Source organism: Clostridium sp. ATCC BAA-442 (genome assembly GCF_964239415.1).
Taxonomy (GTDB): domain Bacteria; phylum Bacillota; class Clostridia; order Oscillospirales; family Oscillospiraceae; genus Flavonifractor; species Flavonifractor plautii.
On record NZ_CAXSQB010000051.1, the window covers coordinates 1 to 25,305 of the forward strand.

24 protein-coding genes are annotated in these 25,305 nt (G+C 60.4%); 6 read left to right on the forward strand and 18 right to left on the reverse strand.

Annotation, left to right across the window (positions count from 1 at the left end; all coding sequences use genetic code 11):
• Positions 1-33: 33 nt before the first annotated feature.
• The 6 genes from pgmB to ACESY8_RS16390 form a co-directional block, all read right to left on the reverse strand.
• Positions 34-726, reverse strand: a complete 693-nt coding sequence (pgmB, locus tag ACESY8_RS16365) for a beta-phosphoglucomutase (RefSeq protein ID WP_009257883.1) — start codon at positions 724-726, stop codon at positions 34-36.
• 1 nt (position 727) lies between these two features.
• Entirely contained in the window at positions 728-2,728 is a 2,001-nt protein-coding gene (locus tag ACESY8_RS16370; protein ID WP_434307958.1) for a glycoside hydrolase family 31 protein, read from the reverse strand.
• Between the two features lie 4 nt (positions 2,729-2,732).
• Positions 2,733-3,560, reverse strand: a complete 828-nt coding sequence (locus ACESY8_RS16375; protein ID WP_007488312.1) for a carbohydrate ABC transporter permease — start codon at positions 3,558-3,560, stop codon at positions 2,733-2,735.
• Positions 3,550-4,476, reverse strand: a complete 927-nt coding sequence (locus ACESY8_RS16380) for a carbohydrate ABC transporter permease (RefSeq protein ID WP_007488313.1) — start codon at positions 4,474-4,476, stop codon at positions 3,550-3,552. The genes ACESY8_RS16375 and ACESY8_RS16380 overlap by 11 nt, the downstream gene beginning before the upstream one ends.
• 65 nt (positions 4,477-4,541) lie before the next feature.
• The gene (locus ACESY8_RS16385) at positions 4,542-5,837 is read right to left on the reverse strand and encodes an ABC transporter substrate-binding protein (protein ID WP_007488314.1); all 1,296 of its coding nucleotides are present in this window, start codon (positions 5,835-5,837) and stop codon (positions 4,542-4,544) included.
• Between the two features lie 67 nt (positions 5,838-5,904).
• Entirely contained in the window at positions 5,905-6,948 is a 1,044-nt protein-coding gene (locus ACESY8_RS16390) for a LacI family DNA-binding transcriptional regulator (RefSeq protein WP_007488315.1), read from the reverse strand.
• A 185-nt stretch (positions 6,949-7,133) separates the two neighbouring features.
• On the opposite strand from ACESY8_RS16390, the gene ACESY8_RS16395 reads away from it, so the two are divergent.
• Positions 7,134-8,933, forward strand: coding sequence for a glycoside hydrolase family 125 protein (locus tag ACESY8_RS16395; protein ID WP_054338349.1), 1,800 nt, complete (start codon positions 7,134-7,136; stop codon positions 8,931-8,933).
• A complete protein-coding gene (locus ACESY8_RS16400; protein WP_009257878.1) occupies positions 8,923-11,085 on the forward strand; it encodes a glycoside hydrolase family 65 protein in 2,163 nt (720 codons plus the stop codon). Before ACESY8_RS16395 ends, ACESY8_RS16400 begins: the two co-directional genes overlap by 11 nt.
• 251 nt (positions 11,086-11,336) lie before the next feature.
• On the opposite strand, the gene ACESY8_RS16405 is transcribed toward ACESY8_RS16400, so the two are convergent.
• Complete coding sequence (locus ACESY8_RS16405; protein ID WP_498794872.1) at positions 11,337-11,765, reverse strand: S-layer homology domain-containing protein; 429 nt, start codon at positions 11,763-11,765, stop codon at positions 11,337-11,339.
• A 106-nt stretch (positions 11,766-11,871) separates the two neighbouring features.
• Positions 11,872-12,000 carry a hypothetical protein gene (locus ACESY8_RS16410; protein WP_256275071.1) on the reverse strand — a complete coding sequence of 43 codons (129 nt, stop codon included), beginning with the start codon at positions 11,998-12,000 and terminating at the stop codon, positions 11,872-11,874.
• 587 nt (positions 12,001-12,587) lie between these two features.
• On the opposite strand from ACESY8_RS16410, the gene ACESY8_RS16415 reads away from it, so the two are divergent.
• Positions 12,588-13,322: a hypothetical protein gene (locus ACESY8_RS16415; RefSeq protein ID WP_007488331.1), complete on the forward strand. Its 735-nt coding sequence runs from the start codon at positions 12,588-12,590 to the stop codon at positions 13,320-13,322.
• Between the two features lie 300 nt (positions 13,323-13,622).
• Here ACESY8_RS16415 and ACESY8_RS16420 read toward each other — a convergent pair whose 3' ends face one another.
• The 3 genes from ACESY8_RS16420 to ACESY8_RS16430 all read right to left on the reverse strand — a co-directional run bounded on the left by ACESY8_RS16420 (position 13,623) and on the right by ACESY8_RS16430 (position 17,254).
• Entirely contained in the window at positions 13,623-13,805 is a 183-nt protein-coding gene (locus tag ACESY8_RS16420) for a hypothetical protein (protein ID WP_009257874.1), read from the reverse strand.
• Positions 13,806-14,563: 758 nt separating this feature from the next.
• Positions 14,564-15,298, reverse strand: coding sequence for a class I SAM-dependent methyltransferase (locus ACESY8_RS16425; RefSeq protein WP_024723198.1), 735 nt, complete (start codon positions 15,296-15,298; stop codon positions 14,564-14,566).
• A gap of 15 nt (positions 15,299-15,313) precedes the next feature.
• Entirely contained in the window at positions 15,314-17,254 is a 1,941-nt protein-coding gene (locus ACESY8_RS16430; RefSeq protein ID WP_434307957.1) for a bifunctional metallophosphatase/5'-nucleotidase, read from the reverse strand.
• A 249-nt stretch (positions 17,255-17,503) separates the two neighbouring features.
• Between ACESY8_RS16430 and infC the strand changes: the two genes are divergently transcribed.
• Genes infC through rplT form a run of 3 tightly spaced genes read left to right on the forward strand, consistent with a single transcriptional unit; the run spans position 17,504 to position 18,714 of the window.
• Positions 17,504-18,070 (forward strand): translation initiation factor IF-3, encoded by a 567-nt coding sequence (gene infC, locus ACESY8_RS16435; RefSeq protein ID WP_054338419.1) that lies wholly within the window; start codon positions 17,504-17,506, stop codon positions 18,068-18,070.
• A gap of 42 nt (positions 18,071-18,112) precedes the next feature.
• A complete protein-coding gene (rpmI, locus tag ACESY8_RS16440) occupies positions 18,113-18,316 on the forward strand; it encodes a 50S ribosomal protein L35 (protein WP_007488951.1) in 204 nt (67 codons plus the stop codon).
• A 41-nt stretch (positions 18,317-18,357) separates the two neighbouring features.
• Complete coding sequence (rplT, locus tag ACESY8_RS16445) at positions 18,358-18,714, forward strand: 50S ribosomal protein L20 (RefSeq protein ID WP_007488952.1); 357 nt, start codon at positions 18,358-18,360, stop codon at positions 18,712-18,714.
• Positions 18,715-19,321: 607 nt separating this feature from the next.
• Here rplT and tsaD read toward each other — a convergent pair.
• From tsaD to polA, 7 genes are all read right to left on the reverse strand, one after another.
• Entirely contained in the window at positions 19,322-20,332 is a 1,011-nt protein-coding gene (gene tsaD / locus ACESY8_RS16450) for a tRNA (adenosine(37)-N6)-threonylcarbamoyltransferase complex transferase subunit TsaD (RefSeq protein WP_054338350.1), read from the reverse strand.
• A gap of 66 nt (positions 20,333-20,398) precedes the next feature.
• Positions 20,399-20,977, reverse strand: a complete 579-nt coding sequence (locus ACESY8_RS16455) for a GNAT family N-acetyltransferase (protein WP_195306733.1) — start codon at positions 20,975-20,977, stop codon at positions 20,399-20,401.
• Positions 20,970-21,422, reverse strand: a complete 453-nt coding sequence (gene rimI / locus ACESY8_RS16460; RefSeq protein ID WP_007488961.1) for a ribosomal protein S18-alanine N-acetyltransferase — start codon at positions 21,420-21,422, stop codon at positions 20,970-20,972. Before rimI ends, ACESY8_RS16455 begins: the two co-directional genes overlap by 8 nt.
• Positions 21,423-21,435: 13 nt before the next feature.
• Complete coding sequence (locus tag ACESY8_RS16465) at positions 21,436-21,675, reverse strand: hypothetical protein (RefSeq protein WP_007488962.1); 240 nt, start codon at positions 21,673-21,675, stop codon at positions 21,436-21,438.
• Positions 21,676-21,688: 13 nt separating this feature from the next.
• Positions 21,689-22,273: a GNAT family N-acetyltransferase gene (locus ACESY8_RS16470; RefSeq protein WP_044939598.1), complete on the reverse strand. Its 585-nt coding sequence runs from the start codon at positions 22,271-22,273 to the stop codon at positions 21,689-21,691.
• A gap of 21 nt (positions 22,274-22,294) precedes the next feature.
• Positions 22,295-22,534, reverse strand: a complete 240-nt coding sequence (locus tag ACESY8_RS16475; RefSeq protein ID WP_044939596.1) for a DUF6199 family natural product biosynthesis protein — start codon at positions 22,532-22,534, stop codon at positions 22,295-22,297.
• A 17-nt stretch (positions 22,535-22,551) separates the two neighbouring features.
• Positions 22,552-25,200 carry a DNA polymerase I gene (gene polA, locus ACESY8_RS16480; RefSeq protein WP_195306731.1) on the reverse strand — a complete coding sequence of 883 codons (2,649 nt, stop codon included), beginning with the start codon at positions 25,198-25,200 and terminating at the stop codon, positions 22,552-22,554.
• Positions 25,201-25,305: the final 105 nt, after the last annotated feature.

Here is a 25,305-nt window from a genome sequence, read left to right on the forward strand (position 1 = left end):
CGGGCGTTCCTCCTTTTTGACCGCTCCTCCGCCCTATGAAAATGGAGTAGGGTCGGAAGGCTTGAATTTTGGGGCGCGGCTGTATAAGCGCCGGCAGAGTTCGGGCAATTCATACAGAGCGTTTAGGACGGCGCGGCAGCCGGGGGCCTGGGCGGCGTCCCCCAGGCCGATGGGAAAAAAGCCGCCTGCATTTGCGGCCAGGATTCCGGCGGAGGCGTCCTCCACCACAGCACACTCATCAGGGGAAAGGCGTAATTTCCGCGCCGCCAGCCGGAACACTTCCGGATCAGGTTTCGACTTGGTAATCTGACTGCCATCTGCCACCGCGTCAAAGAATCCGTCCAGTCCGGTTCGTTCCAAAATGAGGGGGGCGTTTTTGCTGGAGGAGCCGATGCCTGTTTTCCAGCCGTTCTCCCGCAAAGTGCGGAGCACATCGACTGCCCCAGGGGCCAGTGCCTCTGGCCCCATACGTTCCAGATAGCTGCGATAGAGCCGGTTTTTCTCGGCTGCCATCTGCTCCTTCTCCTCCTGGGAGTAGGTCTTACTGCCAAGGCTCAGAATAATCTCCAGGCTCTCCATCCGGCTGACACCTCGGAGGCGGTTGTTTACCTGTTCGTCAAAAGGCAGGCTCAGCCTATCGGCCACCGCCTTCCACGCAAGATAATGGTAGTGGTCGGTATAGCACAGCACGCCGTCCAAATCAAAAATGATACCGCACATCCCCATATCAGCATTCCTCCACAGGGAGCACTTCCCAAGTCAGCGGGAATCGGTAGTCGCCCTCTATGTGGACGGCTCCATCAGACCAGGTGATATCCAAGTCGGTGCCCAGCTCGTCCCGGAAGCGGAAACGCCCGCATTCCCCAGCCAACAGCAGGTGCAGAGGAGCATTTCCGTCTGCCCGCTCTCCCGCCGGAGCGCCGGGGGCCGAGTTCGCATCAGAACGGAGCGCCAGACCATAGCCCGCCCGCAGAAAGACCGACAGCCTCCGGTCTCCGCCCGCTACGATGGTCTGCCCTCCGGCCGCCGCGCGGCGGTCGAACAGGCCGATCCACTGTCCTTCCGGAAGGTAGACCGCGCGCTTCTCGGCGTTTTCTTCCAGCAGCGGCGCCACCAGCAGACTGTCACCCAGAAGGAATTCATCTTCGCAGTCCCATACCAGCGGATCTTCCGGCCACTGATAGACCAGCGGCCGCATCATAGGCTTGGAAGCTTCCGCACAGTCCAGCGCGACACTGTACAGGTAGGGCAGAAGTTCCATCCGCAGATTATGCCAGAACCGCATCTCGTCCACGAACTCCGGCTTACCGTAAGCCGCCGCCAGATTCCACGGGCTCCGCTCATTGTTCCCCTCTCCCCCAGGCATCAACTCGCGGAACTGCCCTCCATCCGGCTCGGAGTGCCATTGCATCACCGGCACAAAGCAGGCCAGCTGTGTAGCCCTGCGGTACAAGTCCAATGTGGGGAGCGGCCCTGCAAAGCCCCCGATGTCGAAGCCCCAGAACGGGATGCCGGTCAGGGCAGCAGACAGCCCCGCCCGCAGGGCGCTGGCCAACTCGCTGTTCTGGGACTGCTGATCTCCAGCCCAATGGATAGGCGTGGTATGCTGACCAGCGTAGCCCGCCCGGCTGAACAGCGCCTGAGCCGAACCCAGATGTTTGGTGTAAGCCGCCGTATACTCCTGGGCATAGCGGTTCTTTCCGGCCCGGCCGGAGCTTCCATCCGCAAAGCGCACATCTTCCCGGTAGATGAACTCGCCTCCATCGGTCTTGAACCCGTCTATCCCCATCTCTGTGAGATAGTTTCGCTTGGAAAACCAGGTCTCCTCTGCGGCAGGGTTGGTGAAGTCGGGGATCATGGAGCCGGCGAACCAGTATCCCTCCGGGATGGTATAGGGACTCCCATCTGCGTTGTGGACGCAGAGGCCCCGGGCGACGGCATCCGCCTGGTCCAGCTCATTTTGCGCATTGAGCGGCTCATCCGGCCCCTGCTTTTTGTAGACGGGGATCTGCCACAGCAGGAAACGGATCCCCTTCTCGTGAAGCCGCTGTACCATACCAGCGGGATCCGGCCAGGGGGAATCGGAAAAATCGAAGTCCTCCAGCCGGAATGCGCCGCCATTCGGCTTAGGAACATACCTTGCGCCCCGGAAAACATAAAAGGTAGCCTCATCGCTCCACGCCTCGGCCACCAAGGCGCAGACTGGAAAGCCGTGTTCCTCCGCCTGCGCCACCGCCCGCTCCACTTTCTCCTGGCTGTCCCAGTGGTTGGCGGAGATCCACGGCCCAAAGGCCCATTTGGGCGGCAGCTTTGCCGGGCCGAACAGATCCATGTAATCCCGAATGATCTCTCCGGGCATCCCCGAAAACAGCACGACGCGGCAATCCACAGGCAGCTCCGCGCAAACCGCTTTCTCACCAAATCGGAAGCTGGTGCGCTCATCCGTGGCCGCATATAGCCCGAAGCCCGTATTTGTCCAGAAGAAAGGCGCCGGGCAGTAGGTTTTCCCTCCCTGAAAGCAGAACTTCTCCTCCACCTCATTGACCGCCGTATGTCCCTTCTGATTCACGGCATTGTACTTCTCTCCCATGCCATAGGCCCCGTCATAGTGCAGGGAGACCGTCAACTCCCCCCGCTCCCCCGCAGGGCTCCAGCAGAGGGCGGCCATACCGCCCGGATAGGGAAATTCCAGGGACCGCGCCTGGCCGGAACACAAAATCTCTCTCATCGGTTCACCCCTTGATGCCGCCTGCCATCAGGCCGTTTTTGAAGTGCTTCTGCGCGAACAGGTAGATGATGATAATTGGAATCATGGAGATCAGGCTGCCTGCCATCAGCACATTGTACTCGGTATTGTACTGGCCGTTCAGTGTGGACAGGGCGATGGGCAGGGTCATCTTGGCCCGGTCAGTCAACATCAGCAGAGGCCAGAGATAGTCGTTCCAGGACTCCATAAAAGTGGTCACCGCCAGCGTTGCCAGGGTCGGCGCGCACAGCGGCAGGGCCACCCGGGAATAGACCTGGAAAATGTTTGCCCCATCCACCCGTGCGGCGTCCAAATAGTCCACCGGTACGGTACGCATCTGCTGAACCAGCATGAAAACTGCAAAGGGGCGGAAGATGGAGGGGAGGATCACACTGGCATAGCTGTCGATCAGGCCCAGCCGATTCATGATCACAAAGAGCGGGATCATAGTCACCTGTGTGGGGATCATCATGGTGGCCAGGTAGAGCTTGAGCAGTAGGTTCGCGCAGCGGAAACGGATTTTGGCAAAAGCGAAGGCTGCCATCGAGGCAGAAATCAGGGTGATGACAGTGTAGGACACGGAAATAAAGAGGCTGTTTCCAATCGTCTTTAGGAATGGAAAACGGGAAAATACCTCACCATAGGCATCCAACGAGGGCTCTGCCGGAATCCACTCAATGGGGATGGACATGAGAGCACCCCGGCTCTTGAGAGAGGTGGAGATCATCCACAGGAAGGGGATCATGGCCACCACGGCAATGAGGATGGAGACCACATAATAGCCTGTGGTGCCCAGTCTGCGTTTAGCTGTCATAGTTGACCCACCTCTCTTGGCCCTTCATCTGGATGGCGGTGCACACCATAATGATGGCGAACAGGATCCAGGAGAAGGCCGCCGCATAGCCCATGCGGTAGTAGCGGAAGCCATACTTGTAGATGCGCTCCACCATGACCTGTGTGGCGCCATTGGGGCCGCCGTCGGTCATGATCATGATTTGCGGGAAGAGCTGGAATGCGTTGATCAGGCTGACGATCAGCACATAGAAGATAGCTGGGGTCATCAGCGGCAAGGTGATCTTCCAGAACTTCTGCCAAGAGCCTGCGCCGTCCAGCGATGCCGCCTCATAGTAGGACTTGTTGATGCCCACCATACCGGACAAGAGGATGAGGCCAAAGAACCCCATATCCTTCCATACCGACACCAGTACGATAGCCGGCATGGCCCAAGCCTCGTCCAGCAGCCAGCCCGGCCCCTGTATTCCGAAAACGGCCAGGATGTTGTTGACCGCGCCATACTCCGGGGATAGCATAGACTTCCAGATCATGGAGGCTGCCACCCAGGAGGTGAGCACCGGGATATAGTAGATGATACGGAAGGCTGTTACGCCGGGGCGCTGGCGGCTGAGCAGATAGGCCACCCCCAGAGACGCCACCAGCATCAGCGGAATGTACATGATGATATAGCGGAAGGTGTTCCACAGCACCCCCCAGAACTCGGGGCTGGAGAGAATGGCTTTATAATTATCCAACCCGATAAAATGCTCCTGAAAGAAGCCGGGGGCCGTCAACTGATCCAAGCCGTTCCAGTCAGTCAGGCTGATAAAGGCGGATATGAGCAAGGGCAGCAGGGAAAATACCAGCAAGCCAATGAGGCTGGGCATCAAAAAGGGAGACGCGGTGATCAGCCCCTCCTGCCCGGGTCCCTTTCGCCGCTTCCGTTTGACTAACATGGTTGGGAAACACCTCCTCAGAAAATCGAACAGGGGAGGGGCACAAGCCCCCCCCCTGCCCCTTATCAGCTAAGGGAAATCTGCGCCTCGCATTCGCTCTGCGCCTGATCCAGGGCTTCCTGTACGGTTATGGAGCCATTGGCGGCGGCGGACAGCTTCTGACCAATGATATCGCTCATCAGGGCATAGTCCTCGATCACTGGCGGTACCACCAGATAGTCCAAGGAGTCAAACACAGCCTGGCGGTTATCGGGCGGCGTCATGTCCAGATAGGAGGCCAGGGTATCCTCGTCACTGACGGCAGGCAGATCCCAGCCCGCCTCAATGCGGATCTCAGCGGCGGCGGGGCTGGAGGCCAGCCAGGTGATCCAAGTAGCCGCGGCATCCTTGTGCTCGCTGTCGGCATTGATCACCAGGCCGTTGGAGAAGAAGTGCGTGGCCTTTTGCTCCTGACCAGGCTCAATCGTGATATCCCAATTAAAGTCACAGCCATCGGCAAAGGACTGGAATGCCCAAATACCGGTGGGGATCATGCCCAGACGGCCGCTCATGAACAGATCCCAGTCACCCATGCCGCCCATCTGCACGTCCGTGGGCTGGACGTTGCTGACCAGCACGCGGTCGGCCATCATCTGAGCGGCGGCCACGTTCTCGGGGGAGTTGATGGTAAACTCCGTCTTGTCCTCATTCAGCAGGCTGCCGCCGAACTGGGCGCAAACCTTGTAGAACTCGTTGTAAGTAAGGGGCTGGTAGTAGCCGTAAATATCATCGCCCAAGGCGCGGATGGCCTCAGCCGCCGTCTGCACATCATCCTGCGTCCAGTCTGCGGTGGGATAATCAATGCCGGCCTGGTCAAACAGGTCCTTGTTGTAGACCAGCACCACATTGGAGAAGTTGCCGGGCAGGCCGTACTGCTTGCCGTCCACGTTGAACGCGCTCAGTGCAGTCTCGTCCAGGCGGCTGAGGTCCACACCGCTGATCTCGGCCAGCACGCCCTTATTGGCATAGGAGGCGAAATTCTCGATGTTCAGCTCATAGCAGTCAGGCGCCGTGCCGCCGGCCACGCGGGTTTGCATTTGGGTGAAATAGTCATCCATGGCGATGGTTTCGATCTCAACCGTGATGTTAGGATGCTCCTCATGGAAGGCCTCGTACATTTTCTGCAGGGTTTCCTCATTGCCGCCGGACGCGTTGAAGTTGCAGTAGGTGATGGTCACAGGCTCCTCAGCCGTCTGCTGTCCGGTTTCATCAGCAGGGGCAGAAGATGGGCTTTCGGTCGGAGCACTGGACGGGCCGCATGATGAGAGCAGGAGCGCCAGCGACATTCCGCCGGCCAGGATCGCCAGAGACCGCTTTTTCATTGCATGGTTCCTCCTTTTCAAAATTAAGACATGTGTTGTTCCATTCTTACCCTATATTGAGACCTTTTCAGGTTGTCTCCGTTTTGATCTTGCGGACAGAGCCCCGCTCCACCAGGGACACCGGCAGGATCAACTCCTGCTTGGTCAACTCCGGCTCATTGATATTGCGGATCAACAGCTCCACCGCTTTTTCCCCCTTCGCTGAGATCTGCTGCTTTACGGTAGTCAGTCCCGGGGTCATGTACTGCGCAATCTCCAAATCGTCAAACCCCATAAGGGAGATCTCGTCCGGTACCTTGACACCGCGCTCATAGAAAGCTTTTGCCGCTCCGATTGCCAGAATATCTGCCGCAGCTACCACCGCTGTGGCAGGGAGTCCCGCGTCCATGAGCCTTTGGGCAGACGCGATGCCGTCTTTGTAGTCAATGTTCCCTTCAAAGACCAACTCCTCTCGGAAGGGAAGCTCATACTCTGCCAGAGCGTCCCGATAGCCGGCCAGGCGTTTCTTCATGACGCCGTTTTCCTTGATGCGGCCGCTGAAAAAAGCGACGGCACGGTGACCGCAGTCCAAAATGTACTTGGTCGCCAGATAGCTGCCGTAAGCATCGTCGATGCGTACATTATGGTAATAGTGGTCATTGCAATAGCTGTCGATCAATACGATAGGGATCCGGCTCTCCTTCATCTGCTGGTAGAAGGAATCCGGATACATGCCGATGACAATGATCCCGTCCAGATTGCGCTCCTTTGCCAGGGTCAGATAGCTCTCGTTGGCATCCGTAGCAGAGATGATCACATGGTAGCCTTTCTGTCTGGCGCACAGTTCAATGCTTCCCAATATCTCAGAGTAAAACTGGTTCTGAAACATGAGTCGGCTTCCAGCCTCGGTCTGAGGGACCACTACGCCGATCAGCCTGGAATCCTGTCTGGCGCTGCCCAGGGTACGGGCTGCCATGTTTGGTGTATAACCCAACCGCTCGATGGCCTGCTCAACCCGCCGGCGTGTCTCCTCAGAAATCGGGCGCTTCCCACTCAATGCATAAGAGACGGCCGCGCTGGTGACGCCAGCCTCTTTGGCGACATCCCTCATGGTGACCCGATTGGCCGACATGCTATACCACCTCGTTTAATTTAATCGTTTAAACTATTCCATAAGCAAATAATAGCCAATAACAACTCTATTGTCAAGATATAAATTAACATTTTTCACAAAACAATTATTGACTTGCGCCCAAAATATGTTATAGTTAGATTGCCAATGGTTTAACCGATTAAATCCGACAGTGAGGGATCTCTATGCAAGAGTGTTATTTGCCTACCGGCAACGAGTGGGTCTCTCTTCCCACTCTCCAGGCCTGCACCGGGGCGCTGGAGTCCTTTTCCTTCCTGCACATGGGACATAAGGGCCTGATCGAGCAGAGGGGCGGCGCTTCTCTCCCGCTGATGACGCCTTTTTTTGAGACGGAAGGAGAAAGGGCCTCGCTTCAGTCTCTGACCTGGGGACGGAAATCCAACTGGATTCCGACCTTCTGCGGCACGGCCGGCTCCCTAGCGGTGGAGGGAATGCTTCTGGCTCCGGTGGGGGAACGTGGTTTTCTCTATCAGCTGACAGTACGCTCCACATCGGATAAGCCGCTGTCCTCTACTTTCGGTCTGGAAGGGTGCTGGGCCTCCGCATGGCACTGCGTCAACGAAGACAAGGAGATCGACGGGGCGCGCAGATGCTACACCAGCCTTTGGAACGACAGCCTGATCTTTGATATGCGCTGCGGACTGCCCCTTTTTGCTTTTGCGCCCATGATGGATCAGCCCTGCTCATCCACCTTTCAGGAGACGGATGCCGGTATCGTCTACCGTCTGGCCCACGCCTGCACGCTGGAACCCGGAGAAGCTGTTACTGTGACCTTCTACTGGGGGGTCGGCTTCGAGGAGGTGGCGGCCGCCACCAGCGCCAAGGAGATGCTGCGCCAAGGCTGGCAGCACGAGTTACAGGTGACCACAGACTGGCTGGACGCCCGCCGCTGGCCCATTCCGGATGCCCAGTTGGAGCGCCTCTACAATACCAATCTGTTCTTCTGCCTGTTCTACTCCGCCGGGATCACCTTGGATACCGAGGAGCTGGTTCTGGTCACCAGCCGCAGCCCGCGCTACTATGTGAGCGCGGCTTACTGGGACCGGGACAGCCTGCTGTGGAGCTTTCCTACGGTAGTGGACGCCGACCCGGCACTGGCCCGCCGGATGCTGGACTATGTATTCGGCCGTCAGCGGCGCAACCTGGGCGTCCACTCGCGGTACATCGACGGCACAGTCCTGGAGCCTGGTTTTGAGCTGGATGAACTGATGGCCCCGGTGCTGGCCCTGGAGCGCTATGTGGGTGCCACAGGCGACCGGGACTGTCTGGAGGACAACGCGATCCGCTCCGGGCTTACGGATATTCTGCGCACCTTGCGCACCAAACGGCACAGGTCGATCGCACTCTACGAGACCTTCCTTCAGCCCACCGATGACGTGCGCAGCTACCCCTACCTGACCTATGACAATGTGCTGGTATGGAAGGCGCTTCGCGCGCTGTCCTCCCTGTATCCTGAAACATACGGCGACCTTGCCGGGGAGGCGGAGGAGCTCCGCCGGTCGATCCTGGAGCACTGTGTTGTCCAGGGCCCGAACGGCCCATACTATGCCTGGTCCACGGATCTGGAGGGCCATACAGATGTATATGACGAGCCGCCAGGAAGCCTGCTGCTCCTGCCCTACCTGGGCTTCTGCGCGCCGGATGACCCCGCATATCAGAATACAGTGCGTCAGATCCGCGCCCCGGAGTATCCTTACAGCTTCGCCGGGTGCGCCTTTGCGGAAATCGGCTGCGCCCACGCCCCCCATCCCTGGATGTTGAGTGTGGCCAACAGCCTGCTCAGCGGGGAGGCGGAGCGGTCGTTGGATCTTCTGCGTCGGGCGGTGATGGACAACGGCATCGTCTGTGAGAGCATCGATGAGCACACGGGCCGATCCGCGACGGGAGACGCCTTTGCCACTTGCGCGGGGTTTGTGTGCCACGCCCTGCGGTATGCGTTAGGAGGCGTGTCCTATGAGAACTGACGTGAAGCGCCGGGGCTGGACAATTTCAGCGGAGGGGAACGATCTTGCCGACCGCTTCCTGGAGAGCGTCTTCTTTACCGGCAACGGCCGCATGGGGGCCCGGGGTTACCCCGCTTACCGGCCGATCCGCCGGCCGTTGGACGCCGGACTTTTCTTGGCTGGCTTTTATGACCGGATCTCCGACAGCACAGAGCTGACGGATTTTGTCAATCTGCCCACCCCTATCTGGTACCAGATCCGATTGAATGGCCGCATACCGGCCATTCCCTCCCATTTGTCCCGCGCGCTGGATCTCCGTACAGGTCTGCTCACCTTCCGTTACCGGCTGAGTATTGCGGATGACTGGGTGGATGTGCAGGAACAGCGTTTTTTCTCCTTGGCCAAGCCTAGCTTTCTGTTCCAGCGGCTTGAATTCCAGGGCCGCGGGCAGGTGGAGCTTTTGGCCGGGATCGACCACCAGAGCTGCAACAGCCCTATCCCAGACGATCAGGTGAAGGAGAACACCCAGATCATCCAGATGACCCGTTTCTGCTCCGGCGAGGCGACCGACGCCGGATTCACCGCCCGCTATAAGACAAATCATACAAGGCTGGAACTGGCTCAGACGGTTTCCTGCCGCACAGAGGGCTTTTCATCCCCCGCTTTTGTTGCAGATACCGGTGACGGCGTGGGAGTGCGCTGCACCAGTGACGCTTCCGATGCTCCCATCGCCTTGGAGATCGCCGCCCGGCTGACTTCCAGCCGCGATGTGGATCCCCTGCTCCAGCTGGATGTGGAGCCAGGCTGGGACTTTGTAAGTGCGCTGGCGGAGAATCAGGCCGCATGGGAGCAAAAGTGGGCGGACTGCGACATTGTCATGGAGGGGGATGACGACGCGCAGACGGCGCTGCGTTATGTGATCTACCAGTTGGCGGCCAACTGCTCTCCTCGGGACCACACCGTGAGCATCGGGGCTAGAGGGCTCACCCACACGCGGTACAAAGGCTGCTATTTTTGGGACACAGATCTCTTTCTGACGCCCTTTTATGACCTGACCGATCCAAAGGCTGCCCGCAGTCTGGCGGGCTTCCGGGTCGGCACGCTTCCCCAGGCCAGAGCGCATGCGGCGCGGATGAATGGCGCCGGGGCCCGCTACCCCTGGATGGTGTCTTATGACGGCACCGAGCAGTGTGAAAGCTGGGACATCGGGTGCAGCGAGGTCCACGTCACCGCTGACGTGGCCTATGCTCTGGGCCAATACCTGGATTGGACCGGCGATGACCGCCTGTTCTTCCAGGGGGGCGCACAGGTGTTGGTGGAGACAGCCCGCTTCTGGGTCAGCCGTTACTCTCCCGCCCCCGAAGCCGGGAAGGTCAATCTGCTGTTCTGCAAGGGCCCGGATGAATACTGCGGCATTACCAGCAACAATCTTTTCACCAATGCCATGGTAAAGCACAATCTCTCTCTGGCGCTGACCGCCGCCGCACGGCTGAAGAAAGAGGCGCCGGAGCAGTATGCGGCCCTGAGCCTGTCCAAAGCGGAGTGCGCTGCTTGGGAGATACTACGCGATGCGATCCAGCTTCCCAGGGATCCAATCACCGGCCACTACCGCCAGGACGATACGTTCCACCTGCTGGAGCGCGTTGAGCCGGCGGAGCTCAAATCCGGCGACGAGGCCAGCTATCACCAGGTCTGCTTCGACCGGCTCCAACGCTATCAGGTGATCAAGCAGGCGGATACGCTGCTCCTTATAACCCGTCTGCCAGAGCAGTTTACCGAAGAGGAAAAGCTGGCCGCCTGGGAGGACTTTGAGCCCCTGTGTATCCATGACTCCACCCTCAGCTTTGCCAGCCACGCCCTCTTTGCGGCCCAGAATGGCCTGGCAGAGGCCGCTGAAGCCTACTGGCGGAAGGCCCTCTATCTGGACCTGGAGGAGGTTATGGGCAACACGGGCAAGGAAGGGCTCCATCTGGCCTGTCTCGGTGAGACTTGGAATACAGTTATCTTTGGCTTTGCCGGACTGCATATCGAGAACGGCGTTCCAAAGTTGTCCCCTCATCTCCCCAATGGCCTTGTATCCATGCAGTTTCACTTTTATTATCGTGGGCAGCGATATGAAGTTCAGATTGCTGAAGGGGCTTCCAAAATTTTTATCGCCCCAAATAAATCATAATTGCTAATCGCATTCGTAGTTTATTGCACGCTCTCCCAGACCTACTATCAGTAGAACCTACGGACTTGTGCCATAATACTGCTCGTATGGAGCATCCTGCTGCTGTTTTTTCTTCCATAGATCGTCGATTGAAAGATTTTTCTATTGAGAGACGGAAGCAACTGCACTCCAAATGGTGCGGCCGCTTCGGGGCACAGTCCAAGTTCCTTTCCAATGCGTACCGCGTTTTCCTGCGGAGACATCCTGCCTCCTCATAGCCATAGAGAGGCGTTGTATACCGGCAGTCCGGCCGCATGGAAGGCACTGAGCAGCAGTTCTCCGCGGCAGAGAGTCCCATCAGGGGATATGGCAGCACTCACGCCCAGCCAGCCGTTTTGATAGCACCGCTGGATACTGAGCTCGGACCGCTCCTTTGGGGAATCGCAGGACAAGGTACTTCCATCGAAAGCCTGGAACAGCACGGTAGCCCACTCCCGGACTGTGATGGGACGCTCCGGGCTGAAGCTGTGTCCGCCCGTACCGGCTGTGATCCCACACTCCGCCAGATAGGTCACGCTCTCATAAAAGGGAGAACCGGCGGGGACATCGGAAAATCTGCCCGCGGCGGAGGCGGGGAGCCCCGCCATCTGTAGGCTGAGGAACATTGCCGTACACAAGGCAACGAGTCGTCTCACTTTCATATGTCAATCTGACCTTCCTTCACAAAATAATATGGGTATGGACCTTTGAGTTAGTAAAGGTGACAGGCCCGCCCCCTATAAAGGGGCGGGCCTGTTCGCTTTTGGATCACCACTTCGAGAGGATTTTGCCGTACATCTGCTTTTTCTCCTCCGCATACCGCTGGACTACCAGAATCACGGTGTCTCCTACCAGGAAATCGGAGTCCTCATGCTGGTAGGAGTAATACACATGCACACGGTCCCATCCGGGAGATTGCAAAACACGCCGCCGTATTTGCCGGCGATCATGGCCTGCCGTCGGCTGCCGATGGGATGCCGCTCTCCGCGCCGCCATAACCGCTCCAAAAGACAATTATAGTCGATGCCTAAATTTCATTTTCCAGATCGCGGCTGTCCGTCAGAGGGCGGGCTTCAATCTTCTTCCATGCCGCACTGACCGGACGCTTGCTCCGCTCTAGATATGCAATTATTCTACTATTTCCCACCTCTGGAGAAAGGCTCTATGCAGGACCAGGAAAGCAGACAAAAGCAGAAAATTCACACGCACTTTGCTTTGTAATATACTAAAAACGCACATTTTGATTCTCGCATCGATCACACTGTGAAAACCAGGGATATTTTAACTTATCACTATATCGAAATTAGATATTTTTATTATAATTTTAGGAGTGTTCTCCGATGAAGAAAAAGGACACGCTTGGCAGGCGTTTGTGACCTACAATCCGGGAAATCGGAAACCGCCACGGATTATCGGTCACAAACCTTAAATCCGCACTTGCGGAGTCGTTCAACGACCGCCGTAAAGGATGGGCAGATGAAAACGTGGAGTATGGAGAGGAAACCATCGGCGGCTATCTGTATGACCGGACTTGGCCTGATATGGAGTGCCAGACTTGTATAGACATAGTGACAGCCGCATTTGAAAGCGCCATTCTATCCGACAGAACGAATGAGAATGCCATCAGAAAGGGACAGCAACAGGTCAAAAGCGAGATTGAGCGGCTTTATCGGGAATACGAAAGGAAAGCTTATCTCGATACCTATACACAGGAAATTTCCGTAGAAACTCTGAGGGCTTCCATGCTCCATATGGAGCCCACAATCGCACAAATATTGCTTGATAATCTGGCCGCCTGTAAAAGCCTTGACAGCTATGATATTGCTTTCAGGAAGGCTATCAGTACCTTTGAGGATGACCGCATAAGACACATAACAGAAGCAATCAACCAGCGCAAGCTGTCTTTTTTAGTAGGAGAACTCAATCATAAACTTTTTTCCCCGGACCTGTTTCAATGGCTGGCAATTTGGAACAGGGGACGATCTAAAATTTCAAAGTCCGCGGAACGCATATCCCAGCTTGCGGAGAAGCAGGCAAGGGAGCTGGAATGGAATGAGGATAGCTTTCAATCCATGTTCGCCGTTGTCACACATATCACAGGGGATGGCATCCCGAAAAGCCCTATTTATCGCCGGGAGGAGCTGAACTTACTGCTCCTGTTTAAGTATTGTTTGGACGCTGAGCAGAAAGCCTCCGTACTGAGGGATTACACAGTGTAGGGAATGCCCACCGTGCCACAGCCGCCTCAGGCGGTCAGGACCGAAAAAAGTCTGTCCCGGTTTCGTAAGAGTCGGGGCAGTTTTTTCGCAAGTGGCTACACCAGTCTTGACGGCCTGTTTCGCCTGTGTCGTATGGTAATCAAGCAAGCTCGCAAGCGAGACTTGCTGACGCAATTACTACAGGACGGAGGCGCCGGGAAATTCAAGGCCATAGCGGAGGCCCACGGCCTTACCTGTGTCCTCTGCGGACAGTACGAGTGGAACACTATGCCGGGGGGCAATCTGGTTGAATACGCACTTTCAAAGGGGTGGAACGAGATACGGATCGGACGGAGCAGCCTTCCCCCCGTTCTTCCACTCCGGAGCTGCGGGGACGGCCCAGGGCGGGGCGGGGACGTCGGAAAAGGTCTCCCCTGCGGCGCTGGCCGGGACAGGCAAGCCCACGGCCAGCGCCTGGGATAAGTCGGTGACTTTTTTCTTCATATCAGCGGCCTCCTGTGCTTTTGCTTCTCTTGCGTCGGGACCCTTGGGGGGCGGCTGCCCCCTGTTGGCCCTTCCGCAAGAGGCAAAAAATGCTGTGCGGGGTATGTATATCCCCACACAGCATATCAGTCTGCAACACAGCCGCTAAAACCCTCTTGCCAGAATGGGGCAGGAAAGGTTATAACAACAGCGTAGTACGGATTTTCCGTTGTATGGGTGGTCGTGTCACCCACATAGGGCCTCAGGCGCTCGCTACACCTGGGATCCGACGCAATATTTCTGTACCTCTTGGCTCCTATATTACCCAGTCAGAGCAAAATTGACAAGCCCTTTTTTCACTTTCTGGGCCCGGTCCCTGTCCTGCCTCTCTCATGGAGCAGGACGGAGGCCGAATATCGTTGATTGTCGGGCAACTGTTAGAACTTCCCAAGTGTGGGAGCGGTTTCTGTATCTATATTTTAAAGTATGTGAAAGGTCGGTCTCCCATTTCGGTACCGCCTATCTGGTTCCATTCATCAAAGAGGCCAACTCCTCCTGGGAGATCCCCTATATGCTTCTCAGATGAATGAGCTGCTTTGATACACTTACGGTTTGAATCCTCCTTAAGTTCAGCCGTGACCGGCCGTACTTAAATCATGCATGTTTCAGCGGCTACATACCACCTACCACCTGCACTCAAATCCGCAACTCCGGGTTGCACTCCCTCCAAACAGGGCACCAGCAGCACATGTTCTCTGTCTGAAACGGCTCTCGTCGTTTTATTCCGGCTTATGGGCAGACAGGAGCAACATCATGGGCCGACGCAGCTCGTCGGCCATGCCGGGCACGTCCATCAGCCGGGAATCGGGCTTCGGCTCCACCAGTGCCCTGAGGACAAACCCGGTCTCCAGCAGGGTCTGGACATAGGTGGTCAGGGTGTGGTGGTATTTGACCACATCGCAGCCCAGGAAGCGGGCGGTGCGGCGGCCCTCGGTGAAGTATCGGTCCACCGGCCAGTGGAGGGGCGCACCGCCGGGGCCTGGGTACCACTCCTGGGAGCCCTCGGCGGTAAAGACCGGGTGCTCGCAGGAGAACACAAAGTCCCCGCCGGGGGCCAGCCAGTCCCACACCCTGCGGAACACCGGCCCCAGCTCCTCCACATAGTGCAGGGCCAGGGAGCTGAGCACCGCCTCAAAGGAGGCGGGCGGGAAGTCCACCTCCTCCATGGCCCCCCGCACATAGTGGATGCGGCCGTCGAAGGTGTCCGCCCGCGCCTTCTCCAGCATCTTCTCGGACAGATCCACCCCGATCACCGCCGCGGCCCCGTGGTCGGCGGCGTAGCGGCAGTGCCAGCCGAAGCCGCAGCCCAGATCCAGCACCCGCTTGCCGGAAAAGTCGGGGAACAGCTTTTGCAGCGCGTGCCACTCCCCGGCGGCGGAGAGGCCCTCCACCGACCGGGGGAAGCGCCGGTACTGGCTAAAAAACCCCGGGTTGTCGTAGTTGTTCTCCTTCATATATTCTCTCTTCCTTTATCCCCGGTAGGGCCGGTAGCCGCCGCCCCGCCGCCTGCCGCCGTAGCGGCCACGGCGGTGATGAAAGCAGAGCCGCCACACCAGGAACACGACTGCGGCCAGCACCAGCACCGCCGCGAGCACGGCCAGCCAGCCAAACAGGTTCAGGTTTTTCAGCAGGCTCAGGGGGTTCCAAGTGGCGTGCTCTACCTTGCGCCCCTCGGGGGCGGCATAGCGGCCATCCACCTCTCCCATGGACTGGAGGTAAGAGGCCAGGGCGTACCACTCCTTCACCTCAGAGCCGTTGGGGTTGTAAATAATGTGCTCCTCATAGTCGGTGATCACATTGCCCTGGGCGTCCTTGGGGGTGATGGCCAGGATGCCGAAGGACTGGTCGTTGACGGTGCCCAGCATCTGTCCGGTGTAGAGTCCGGTCACCACCCGGTAGAGCCGGTCGTCGTCGATGGGAACAGCGGAGCCGTCGGGCAGCACCTGGGCGCAGTCGGTTACCTTATTGAAGATCATCCGGCGGGGGTTCCACGTCCAGGTCATGCCGGAGCCGTAGATCTGGGCCTCCGGCATGAGAGCGGTCACCGAGGCGTCCACCTCAAAGGCGTCCTTCAGCTCTTTCCCCGTCAGCCACACCGAGATGAGGGGATAGCCCGGCGTCCCGTCCGCCCCGGAGCCCAGGGAGGAGACATTGAACACGTCGGAGGTGGTGATCTCCCCAGCGGGGAAGGAGCCGCGGATCACCCCCGCGGCCACCACCGCGAAGTCCACCGGCACGTAGTCCGCCCCCTCCGCCTGCTGCACGGCGTATACGTAGGAGTCGGCAATCAGGCTGCCCAGGGTGTCCTCCCGGTGCTCCGCGCCGAACCGGCCGATGGGGGTAAAGGCGAAGGGGGACCGGGCCAGCACCTCGTCGAAGCCCACGCCGTACTGGGACAGGTACTGTTCCTCTACCAGGGGCTGGAAGGCCGCCGCCATGGCGGCCATGTCCGGGTCCTCCGCCACCGTCTCATCCACGGGGAGCAATCGGTAGTCGGCCACGGTTTTCTCCCCGTTTGGCTTCCACTCCACGGTGAGGACGCCCAGGTTGGCGGTGTACTCCCCGCAGGACACAATCAGGGTGTCCCCCACCCGCAGGGGCTCGTCCAAGGTGGTGTGGGTGTGGCCGGAGAGGATCACGTCGATGCCGTCCACCCGCTTGGCCAGCTCGTAGTCCTCGCCCTTTCCCCTGCCGTCGGTGCCGCTGTGGGACAGGCAGATGATAAAATAGGGAGCGTTCCGGGACAACAGCTCTTCCTCCAGGGAGGCCACGGTGCGCTCCGCCGCGTCGGCGGCGGGCTCGAACTCCATGCCCGACATGGGGGCGTTGCTGTCCGCCTCCTCCCCCATCAGGCCGAAAATGCCGTAGTTGACGCCGCCCCGCTCCAGAATCAGGTAGTCCCCGATGCCGTAGCGGTTCCACGCCGCCCAGGTGTCCGCGTCCTCCGCCGGGGGCTTGTAGTTGGCCTGGACGATGGGGGGTACCGGATCGCCGCTGTCCACGGCGGCGTTGAGCATCTCCGCCAGGCCGCGGGCGCGGTAGTCAAACTCATGGTTGCCCAGCGTCGTGGCGTCGTACCCCATGGCCCCCAGGGCCCGCAGCTCCGGGGCCTCCGTGGCGTAGATGGTCTGGAACAAACTGCCCATGGAAAAGTCTCCGGCGTCCAGGACCAGGGCGTCCGGGTGGGCTGCCCGCTCCTGTTGGATCAGGGTGTCCAGGCGGGTATAGCCGCCGTATTCCCCGCCCTCCTCATCCGGCATGGGGAGGAAGTGGTCGTGGGTGTCATGGGTGAACAGAATCGTCGTTTCATAAGTGGGCGCGTTAGCAGAGGCCAGTCCGGCCAGCGCCCCGGCCAGCAGACAGGCCGCCAGGCCCAGCCGAAGCGCGCGTATGCGAATCGGATGATGCATCTCATTCCCTCCTCTGCCCCTAGTTTGCCACATTTCTCCGAAAAAGGGAAGCCCCAACCGGGCCTTTGAAATTTCTCTTGACACTACGCCAACGGTCTGCTATACTATCAGAGCAAAACAAAGCAGGATCGGTGCCCCCATCCTCACCTCCAGCCCACGGCAAAGAGGTCAATCAGGTTTCCCGTGCGCGTCCGATGCGGCGCGTGCGTGTTCAGGTTGGATGCGGGTACCGGACTGGTAGCCGTTTTTTTGTATGTATCTGAGAATCGGAGGTGCTTTCGTATCAGCAAACAGGGTCATCAAATCAACGAAGAGATCCGCGACAAGGAGGTTCGCCTGGTCTCCGACACCGGAGAGCAGCTGGGCATCATGTCCGCCCGGGAGGCGCTGGAGCGCGCCATGGACGCGAATCTGGACCTGGTGAAGATCTCTCCCACCGCGAATCCCCCCGTCTGTAAGCTCATGGACTACGGCAAGTACAAGTTCGAGCAGACCAAGCGGGAGAAGGAGGCGCGGAAAAACCAGCACGTCGTGGAGATCAAGGAAGTCCGCATGTCTCCCAGTATCGACGTAAACGACTTCAATGTGAAGCTCCGCAACGCCCAGAAGTTCCTGGCCGAGGGCAACCGGGTGAAGGTCACGGTTCGCTTCCGCGGCCGCGAGATGGCTCACACCGACATCGGCAAGGGCCTGCTGCTCAAGTTTGCCGAGCAGTGCGGCGAGGTCGCCACGTTGGACAAGGACCCCAAGCTGGACGGACGGCACATGTCCATCTTCCTCTCCCCCAAGGTTGCCAAGGAAGCCAAGAAGTCCTGAACCCCGCACGTTTTGAATTGAAAGAAAAGGAGTTTTACCACCATGCCTAAGCTCAAGACTCACAGCGGTGCGAAAAAGAGATTCAGCCTGACCAAGTCCGGCAAGGTCAAGCGCGCCCACGCCAACAAGCGTCACCTGCTCAACGGTCACGACAAGGACACCAAGCGCAAGAGAGGCCTCCGCGCCGGCGCTTATGCGGACAAGACCAACGAGCCCGCCATCAAGCGCATGATCCCCTACAAATAAGATAAGACTGATTTTTACCTTAACATAGGAGGCTTTTTACAATGGCTAGAGTCAAAGGCGCGATGATGACGCGCAAGAGAAGAAATAAGGTCCTCAAGCTGGCCAAGGGCTACTGGGGCGCCAAGAGCAAGCACTTCAAGATGGCCAACGAGCAGGTGATGAAGTCCCTGTCCTACGCCTACACCGGCCGCCGCCTGAAGAAGCGCGACTTCCGCTCCCTGTGGATCACCCGCATCTCCGCCGCCTGCAAGATGAACGGGATGAACTACTCCACCTTCATGAACGGCCTGAAGAAGGCCGGTGTGGAGATCAACCGCAAGATGCTGGCGGAGCTGGCCGTCAACGACAAGGCCGCTTTTACCACCCTGACTGAGCTGGCCAAGTCCAAGCTGGCCTGAGCTACTCCCACGTTCTACCGGCCGCAGCGTGCGCTGCTTTCAGCGCCACGGCCATAAAATTAAGAGCGCGGGGGCCGGGACGGCCCACATGCGCAAAAACTTCATGTGCCCCGGCTTTTGTCTGTGTTCGTGGTGCGCCCGTGGCGCATGAAGTTTTATGCCTGTTCAATACCCATTGTATACGCCTCTGCCCCGCGGCTGAAAAGCTGCAAATTTCCTGTCGGGCGGGCCGGGTGTGTCCCCTGCTCTGCCCGCCTGTCAAGGCCCAATCAGACGAAAAACCAGTCAGTCACCGCCCTGTTTTTTCTGTTTCGCCCCCATTTCCCCCTGGATTTTTTCTCCATTTATTTGACATAATTCACCCATCTCAGCGCCTCTACAGATAGTTATTCACATTGTCCACCGGGTTTTCCACCCCCTCTCCTCCTTAGCGTCCCAGTCAGTTATGCACTTATCCACCCAGTTATCCACATGCTTCAACCGAAGTCCCCACTTTTGGCCGCTTTGGAGTCATAGTAGACATAACACAATTTTGCATCCCGTTGCCGCCCTCTGTCAAAAATGCACCGCCCTGGAAACCTTGGTTTCCAGGGCGGTGCATTTTGTCTCAGCCCTGCTCGATGGAGCGGGTGGCGTAGGCGTTAAGGGCCAGATCGCCCCGGCGGCCCGCCTGATACTCGTAGTAGGCCTGGCAGCCGATCATGGCCCCGTTGTCCCCGCACAGAGACAGGGCGGGCAGGTAGAGCCTGTGGCCGCTGGCCCGGCAGGCCCGCTCCAGATCGACCCGGATGCGGCTGTTGGCCGCCACCCCCCCCGCCACGGCCACCTTGCCATAGCCCGTCCGGCGGGCGGCCTCCATGGTGCGGGGCACCAGGGTATCGCTCACCGCGGCGGCAAAGGAGGCGGCCAGGCCGGGGAGATCCAGCGTCTCCCCCTTCTGGGCGGCGTTGTGGGCCAGATTGAGCACCGCCGTCTTGAGGCCCGAAAAGGACATGTCCAGCGGCGCGTCGGCCACGTGGGCGCGGGGGAGCTCATAGCGCCGGTCGTCCCCCCCCTGGGCCAGAGCGTCCATGGGCGCGCCGCCGGGGTAGCCGATGCCCAGCACCCGTGCCACCTTGTCAAAGCACTCCCCCGCCGCGTCGTCCCGGGTAGCGCCCAAAATCGCCATGTCCGTGTAGTCCCTCACGTCTACCAGCATGGTGTTGCCGCCGGAGACGCACAGGCAGACGAAGGGGGGCTCCAGCTCGGGATGAGTGATGTAGTTGGCGGCGATGTGGCCCCGGACATGGTGCACCGGGATCAGCGGCACCCCCAGTCCATAGGCCGCTGCTTTGGCGAAGTTGACCCCCACCAGCAGCGCACCGATGAGGCCGGGGGCGTAGGTGACCGCCACGGCGTCGATGTCCGCCCGGGTCAGCCCCGCCCGGGCCAGGGCCTGGTCGGCCAGGCCCGCGATGGCCTCCACGTGCTTGCGGGAGGCGATCTCCGGCACCACGCCGCCGTAGACGGCGTGCATATCCGCCTGGGAGGCAATCACATCGGACAGCACGGTGCGGCCGTCCCGCACCACCGCCGCCGCGGTCTCGTCACACGAGGATTCAAAGGCCAGGATATTCATCCGAATCAGTCCTTTCTTGCGGGATCGTCAGGTACATATCAGGCGGCGGAAAAAGCCGGCTCCGCCTCAGTGCTCGTCTGCCGGAATGTGGATCACCCGCCGGAACAGCGGGTTCGGGAGCTGGCTCCGATACAGACCCCGGTGGGCGTCCTGGAGCCGCTCCGGCTCTGCTGCGGCCTCCTCCGGCCACACCAGCATGGCGTATTGCACTCCAAAAATCCGGGTCTGGTAGTCCAGCCGCCGGAAGCCGGAGCGCTCATAGAAGGACAGCCGCCTGGCCCGCAGGGCGTTTTCCTCCGGCGGCACCCCCTCCTCCTGGGCCTCCGCCTCCACCAGCAGGGAGCAGCCCCCATAGCGGGCCTGGAGCAGGGAAAGCGCCAGGGTGCCGGTTCCCCGCCCCCGGCCCTCCCGGCACACGGCCAGATAGTCCAGCAACGCCACGCCGTACGCCTCCGACCGCCACAGGAAAGCGTACGCCAGCAGCTCCTCTCCCTCGTACATCCCCCAGGTGTCGTATACCCCCGCCGCCCGCAGGCGCTCCATAGAGGCAAGAGGCCGCCGCTCGCTGGGCGGAAAATCGGACCGTACCCGCTCCCGGTACACCTGCCGGAGCTGCCGGGCGGTGAGCAGACGCAGCTCAGCCATGGCGGTCAAACTCCACCGTCATCAGCAGGGCGTCCTCGTGCTCGGCACGGTAGTAGTTCTTCCGGCGGCCCACCTCCCGGAAGCCCAGCTTCTCATAGAGGGCGATGGCGGGGGCGTTGCCCGCCCGCACCTCCAGGGTGAGGAAGGCCAGGTGCTCCCGGCCGTACTGTATGTATGCGTCCAGCAGGGCCTCCGCGATGCCCTGGCGGCGGTATCGGGGGGCCACGGCGATGCGCTCCAGGGTTCCCTCGTCCAGGATCACCCGCACCTCGGCGTAGCCCAGCACCGTCCCGTCCTCCCCCACGGCCGCCGACAGGGAGAGCAGCTCGTTGTCCAGCTCACCCGCCAGCTGCGCCTCCGTCCAGGGATCGGAGAAGCACTGCCGCTCCAGCTCCGCCGCCTGGGGCAGATGGGCCCGCTCCATGGGAATCAGCCTGTAGTTCATCCCTCCGCCCCCCTCAGTAGAGCGCCCGCAGCAGCAGGGCCGCCAGCAGCACCAGGAACAGGACGCTGCCCAGCAGCAGCAGGCCGCTGCCGGCCAGCCGGCTCCAGGCCAGCCGCCGCCCCGTCCACTTCCACAGCCGGGCGTCCAGCCGCCGCAGGAAGCGCCGCAGCCTCTGGGGCCGGAGGAGCATCGCCACGCCCAGCGCGGCCAGCGCCAGCCCCAGCAGGCAGAAACACACTTGCAATTGTATCATGTCAACACCTCTGTTACATCCAGTAGGGCGGCTCCGGCGACGCGCCGGGGGGCGGGTCTATGACCACGTCCGTCCGGGCCGGGCCGTAGATGGCACGGTGAGCCGCCTTGAGGTCCACCTGATCCGCCGGGGCGGGCCCCAGCACAAAGACCTGGCAGAGCAGGCCGCAGTTGAAGCTCTCATACACGGGGATGCAGCCGTTTCGGGCATAGAACCCCAGGCGGCGCAGCCGCAGGGGCCGCTCCTCCTCCGGGCCGCCGGAGCGCTCCGCCTCGGCCTCGACGAGTACCGTCCGCCGCCCCGCCTCCCGGGCGGCCAGCATCTTCAAGATGGCCCCGCCCAGACCGCCGTTCCGGCGGGCGGCGGTCACCCCCAGATAGTCCAGAAGCACATAGTCCGGCCACTCCGGAGTGCTCCACAGGGTGGCGTAGCCCAGCAGGGCCGCCCCATCGCAGAGGCCCAGCAGCTCATAGCGCCCCTCCGCCGCCAGGGCGCGGATGGCCTCCAGCGGCTTGCACTCGCAGGCGGGAAAGGAGGCGCACAGCTCCCCGGTGTACCAGTCCGCCCAGTCCCGGGCGGGAATGGGGCGCAGATCCATTAAAGCTCCTCCCCTTTCATGCTATCCCAAGCCTACAGCCGCCAAAATCAGGGAGAGGATGGAAACCAGGATCACCACCGTCGGGATGATGATCATGGCCGTCCCCAGCACCTTTACGGTCGCCAGATAGTACTTCGACGGCTCTCCCCCCTCTGTGTCCAGAGCGTGCTTCAGCTTCCAGCACCAGTCCGGCTTGCGCACCATGAAAATCCCTAGAACAATGATCGCCGCTGAAAGCAGGCAGATTCCGAGATAATCCATACATGCTCCTTTCTCCGTCAGCCCTTGGCCTCCGCCCAGCTCTTGCCCGCGTGGGCCTCGGCGGTGAGGGGAACGGCGAGCTCGGCCACATGCTCCATCTCCTCGGCCAGCAGGCGCTGCACCTGCTCCGCCTCCCCCTCGGGGCACTCTACGATCAGCTCGTCGTGGACCTGGAGCACCAGCCGGGCCTCCAGCCCCTCCCGGCGCAGGCGGCCGTCCACCCGGAGCATAGCCTTTTTAATGAGATCGGCGGCGGTGCCCTGGATGGGCATGTTCAGCGCCACCCGCTCGCCGAAGGAGCGCAGGTTGAAGTTAGAGGACTTGAGCTCCGGCAGCCACCGGCGGCGGCCCATGAGGGTGGACACATAGCCGTCGGCCTTGGCCCGCTCCACCACCTGGGTCATATAGGCGTGGACGCCAGAATATTTCTCAAAGTACTTCTCCATATACGCCTTGGCCTCCGCCCGGGTCACCCCGATGTCCTGGGACAGGGAGAAGTCGGAGATGCCATAGACGATGCCGAAGTTCACCGCCTTGGCCCGGCGGCGCATCTCGTGGGTCACCTGCTCCGGGGGCACACCGAACACCTGGGAGGCGGTGACGGTGTGGATATCCTCTCCGGTGCGGAAGGCGGCAATCATGTGCTCGTCCCCCGCAATGTGGGCCAGCAGGCGCAGTTCAATCTGGGAGTAGTCCGCATCCACCAGCACCCTCCCCGCGGGGGCCACAAACATCTTGCGCAGCTCCGCCCCCAGCTCGGTGCGGACGGGGATGTTCTGGAGGTTGGGCTCGGTGGAGCTCAGCCGCCCGGTGGCGGTGACGGTGTTCTGGAAGGAGGTGTGGATGCGTCCGTCGGCGGCGATGACCTTGGTCAGCCCGTCCACATAGGTGGATTTCAGCTTGGCCAACTGCCGGTAGTCCAACACTGCCTCCACAATGGGGTGCTTGTCCCGCAGCTTCTCCAGCACGTCGGCGTTGGTGGAGTAGCCCGTCTTGGTCTTTTTCACTGGGGGCAGGCCCAGCTTGTCAAACAGGATGCGGCCGAACTGCTGGGTGGAGTTGATGTTGAACTCCTCCCCCGCCAGCTCGTAGATGAGGGCCTCGTCGGCCTGAATACGCCCGTCCAGCAGGATACCGAAGTCGGCCAGCGCCCTCCGGTCCACCAGCATGCCCGCCCGTTCCATTTCCGCCAGCACGGGACAGAGGGGCAGCTCCAGCCCGTAATAGAGCTCGTGCATGTCCAGCTCCTCCAGCTTGGGGGCGAGGGCCCCGTACAGCGCGGCCGTCAAGGCGGCGTGGGCGCACATGGCCTCCGCCGGTCCCGCCGGGTCGGCCAGGGGGCCGAAAGCGTCGGGGGCCAGGTACTCCTTTGCCTTGGGGAACTCCTGGTTGAAATAGGTGATACCCAGCTTCTCCAGCTCGTAGCTGCCGTCGGTGGGAGAGAGCAGATAGGCGGCCAGGGCGGTGTCAAAGCAGAACCCGTCGGTGCTCAGCCCCTCGTCCAGCAGCAGGTGCATCAGATCCTTGACATTGTGGGACACCTTTTGGATCTCTCCGGAGAACAGGGCCCGCAGCAGCTCATTGTACCCCTCCAGCCGGTCCGCCGCGCACAGGGCAGCCCTGGCTCCGCCGTCCCAAGCCACCGCCACCACATCCAGAGAGGGCAGGGCCAGCACCGCGACCCACGGCTCCCTCCGCCACTGCTCCACCAGCTCCTCCATGCGAACCCGGTCGGTGACGCGCTCCTGCCGGACGGCCCCGGCGGCGGGCTTGTCCGCCCGTCCGGCCGCCGGGCCGCCGCTCAGCCCCATCTTGTCGATGAGCTTGTTGAACTCCAGCGCCAGAAACAGCTCGTACAGGGCGGGGCCGTCCGGCTCCCGCCGCCGGGCGTCCTCGGGGGAAAAGTCAATGGGCGCGTCGCAGCGGATGGTGGCCAGATCATAGGACATTCTGGCCTGTTCTTCCCCCTCGGTCAGCTTTTTCTTGACCGCGGGCTTGGCCTCCACGCCCTCCACGTCGGCGTAGATGGCCTCCACGCTCTGGTAGCGCTGAATCAGGTCCATGGCCGTCTTTTCCCCAATGCCCTTGACGCCTGGAATGTTGTCGCTGGTGTCCCCCATCAGCGCCTTCAAGTCCACGATGTGGACGGGGTCGAAGCCGTAGGCCTCCCGAAAGGTCTCCGGGGTCATCTCCTTCGTAGTAGTCTGTCCCATACGGGTGGACACCAGCTTGACCCGGGTGCTGTCCGTGACCAGCTGGAGTGAGTCCTTGTCGCCGGTGACGATCACGGTTTCCCACCCGGCGGCGGTATCCCTGGCGGCGATGGTGCCGATCAGATCGTCGGCCTCCCAGCCGTCCAGCTCGTAGCGGGGGATATTCATGGCGGCCAGCACATCCTTGAGCACGGGAAGCTGGGCGGCCAGCTCGTCGGGCATCCCCTTCCGCTGCGCCTTGTAGCCCTCGTAGGCCAGGTGGCGGAAGGTGGGGGCCTTCCGGTCGAATGTGACGCACAGGGCGTCGGGCTTCTCCTCGTCCAGCAGCTTGAGCAGGATGTTGACAAAGCCATAGACGGCGTTGGTGGGCTGCCCGTCCTTGGTGGTAAGCATCCGTATACCGTAAAAGGCCCGGTTGATGAGGGAATTGCCGTCAATGACCATGAGTTTCATGCGGTAGCCTCCTGTCCCCGGGCACGCCCGGAGCAATTCAATGAGATAATATTATACCATACTACAATAAATTAGTCAAAAATACGAATAGCACCAGGGGGGGCC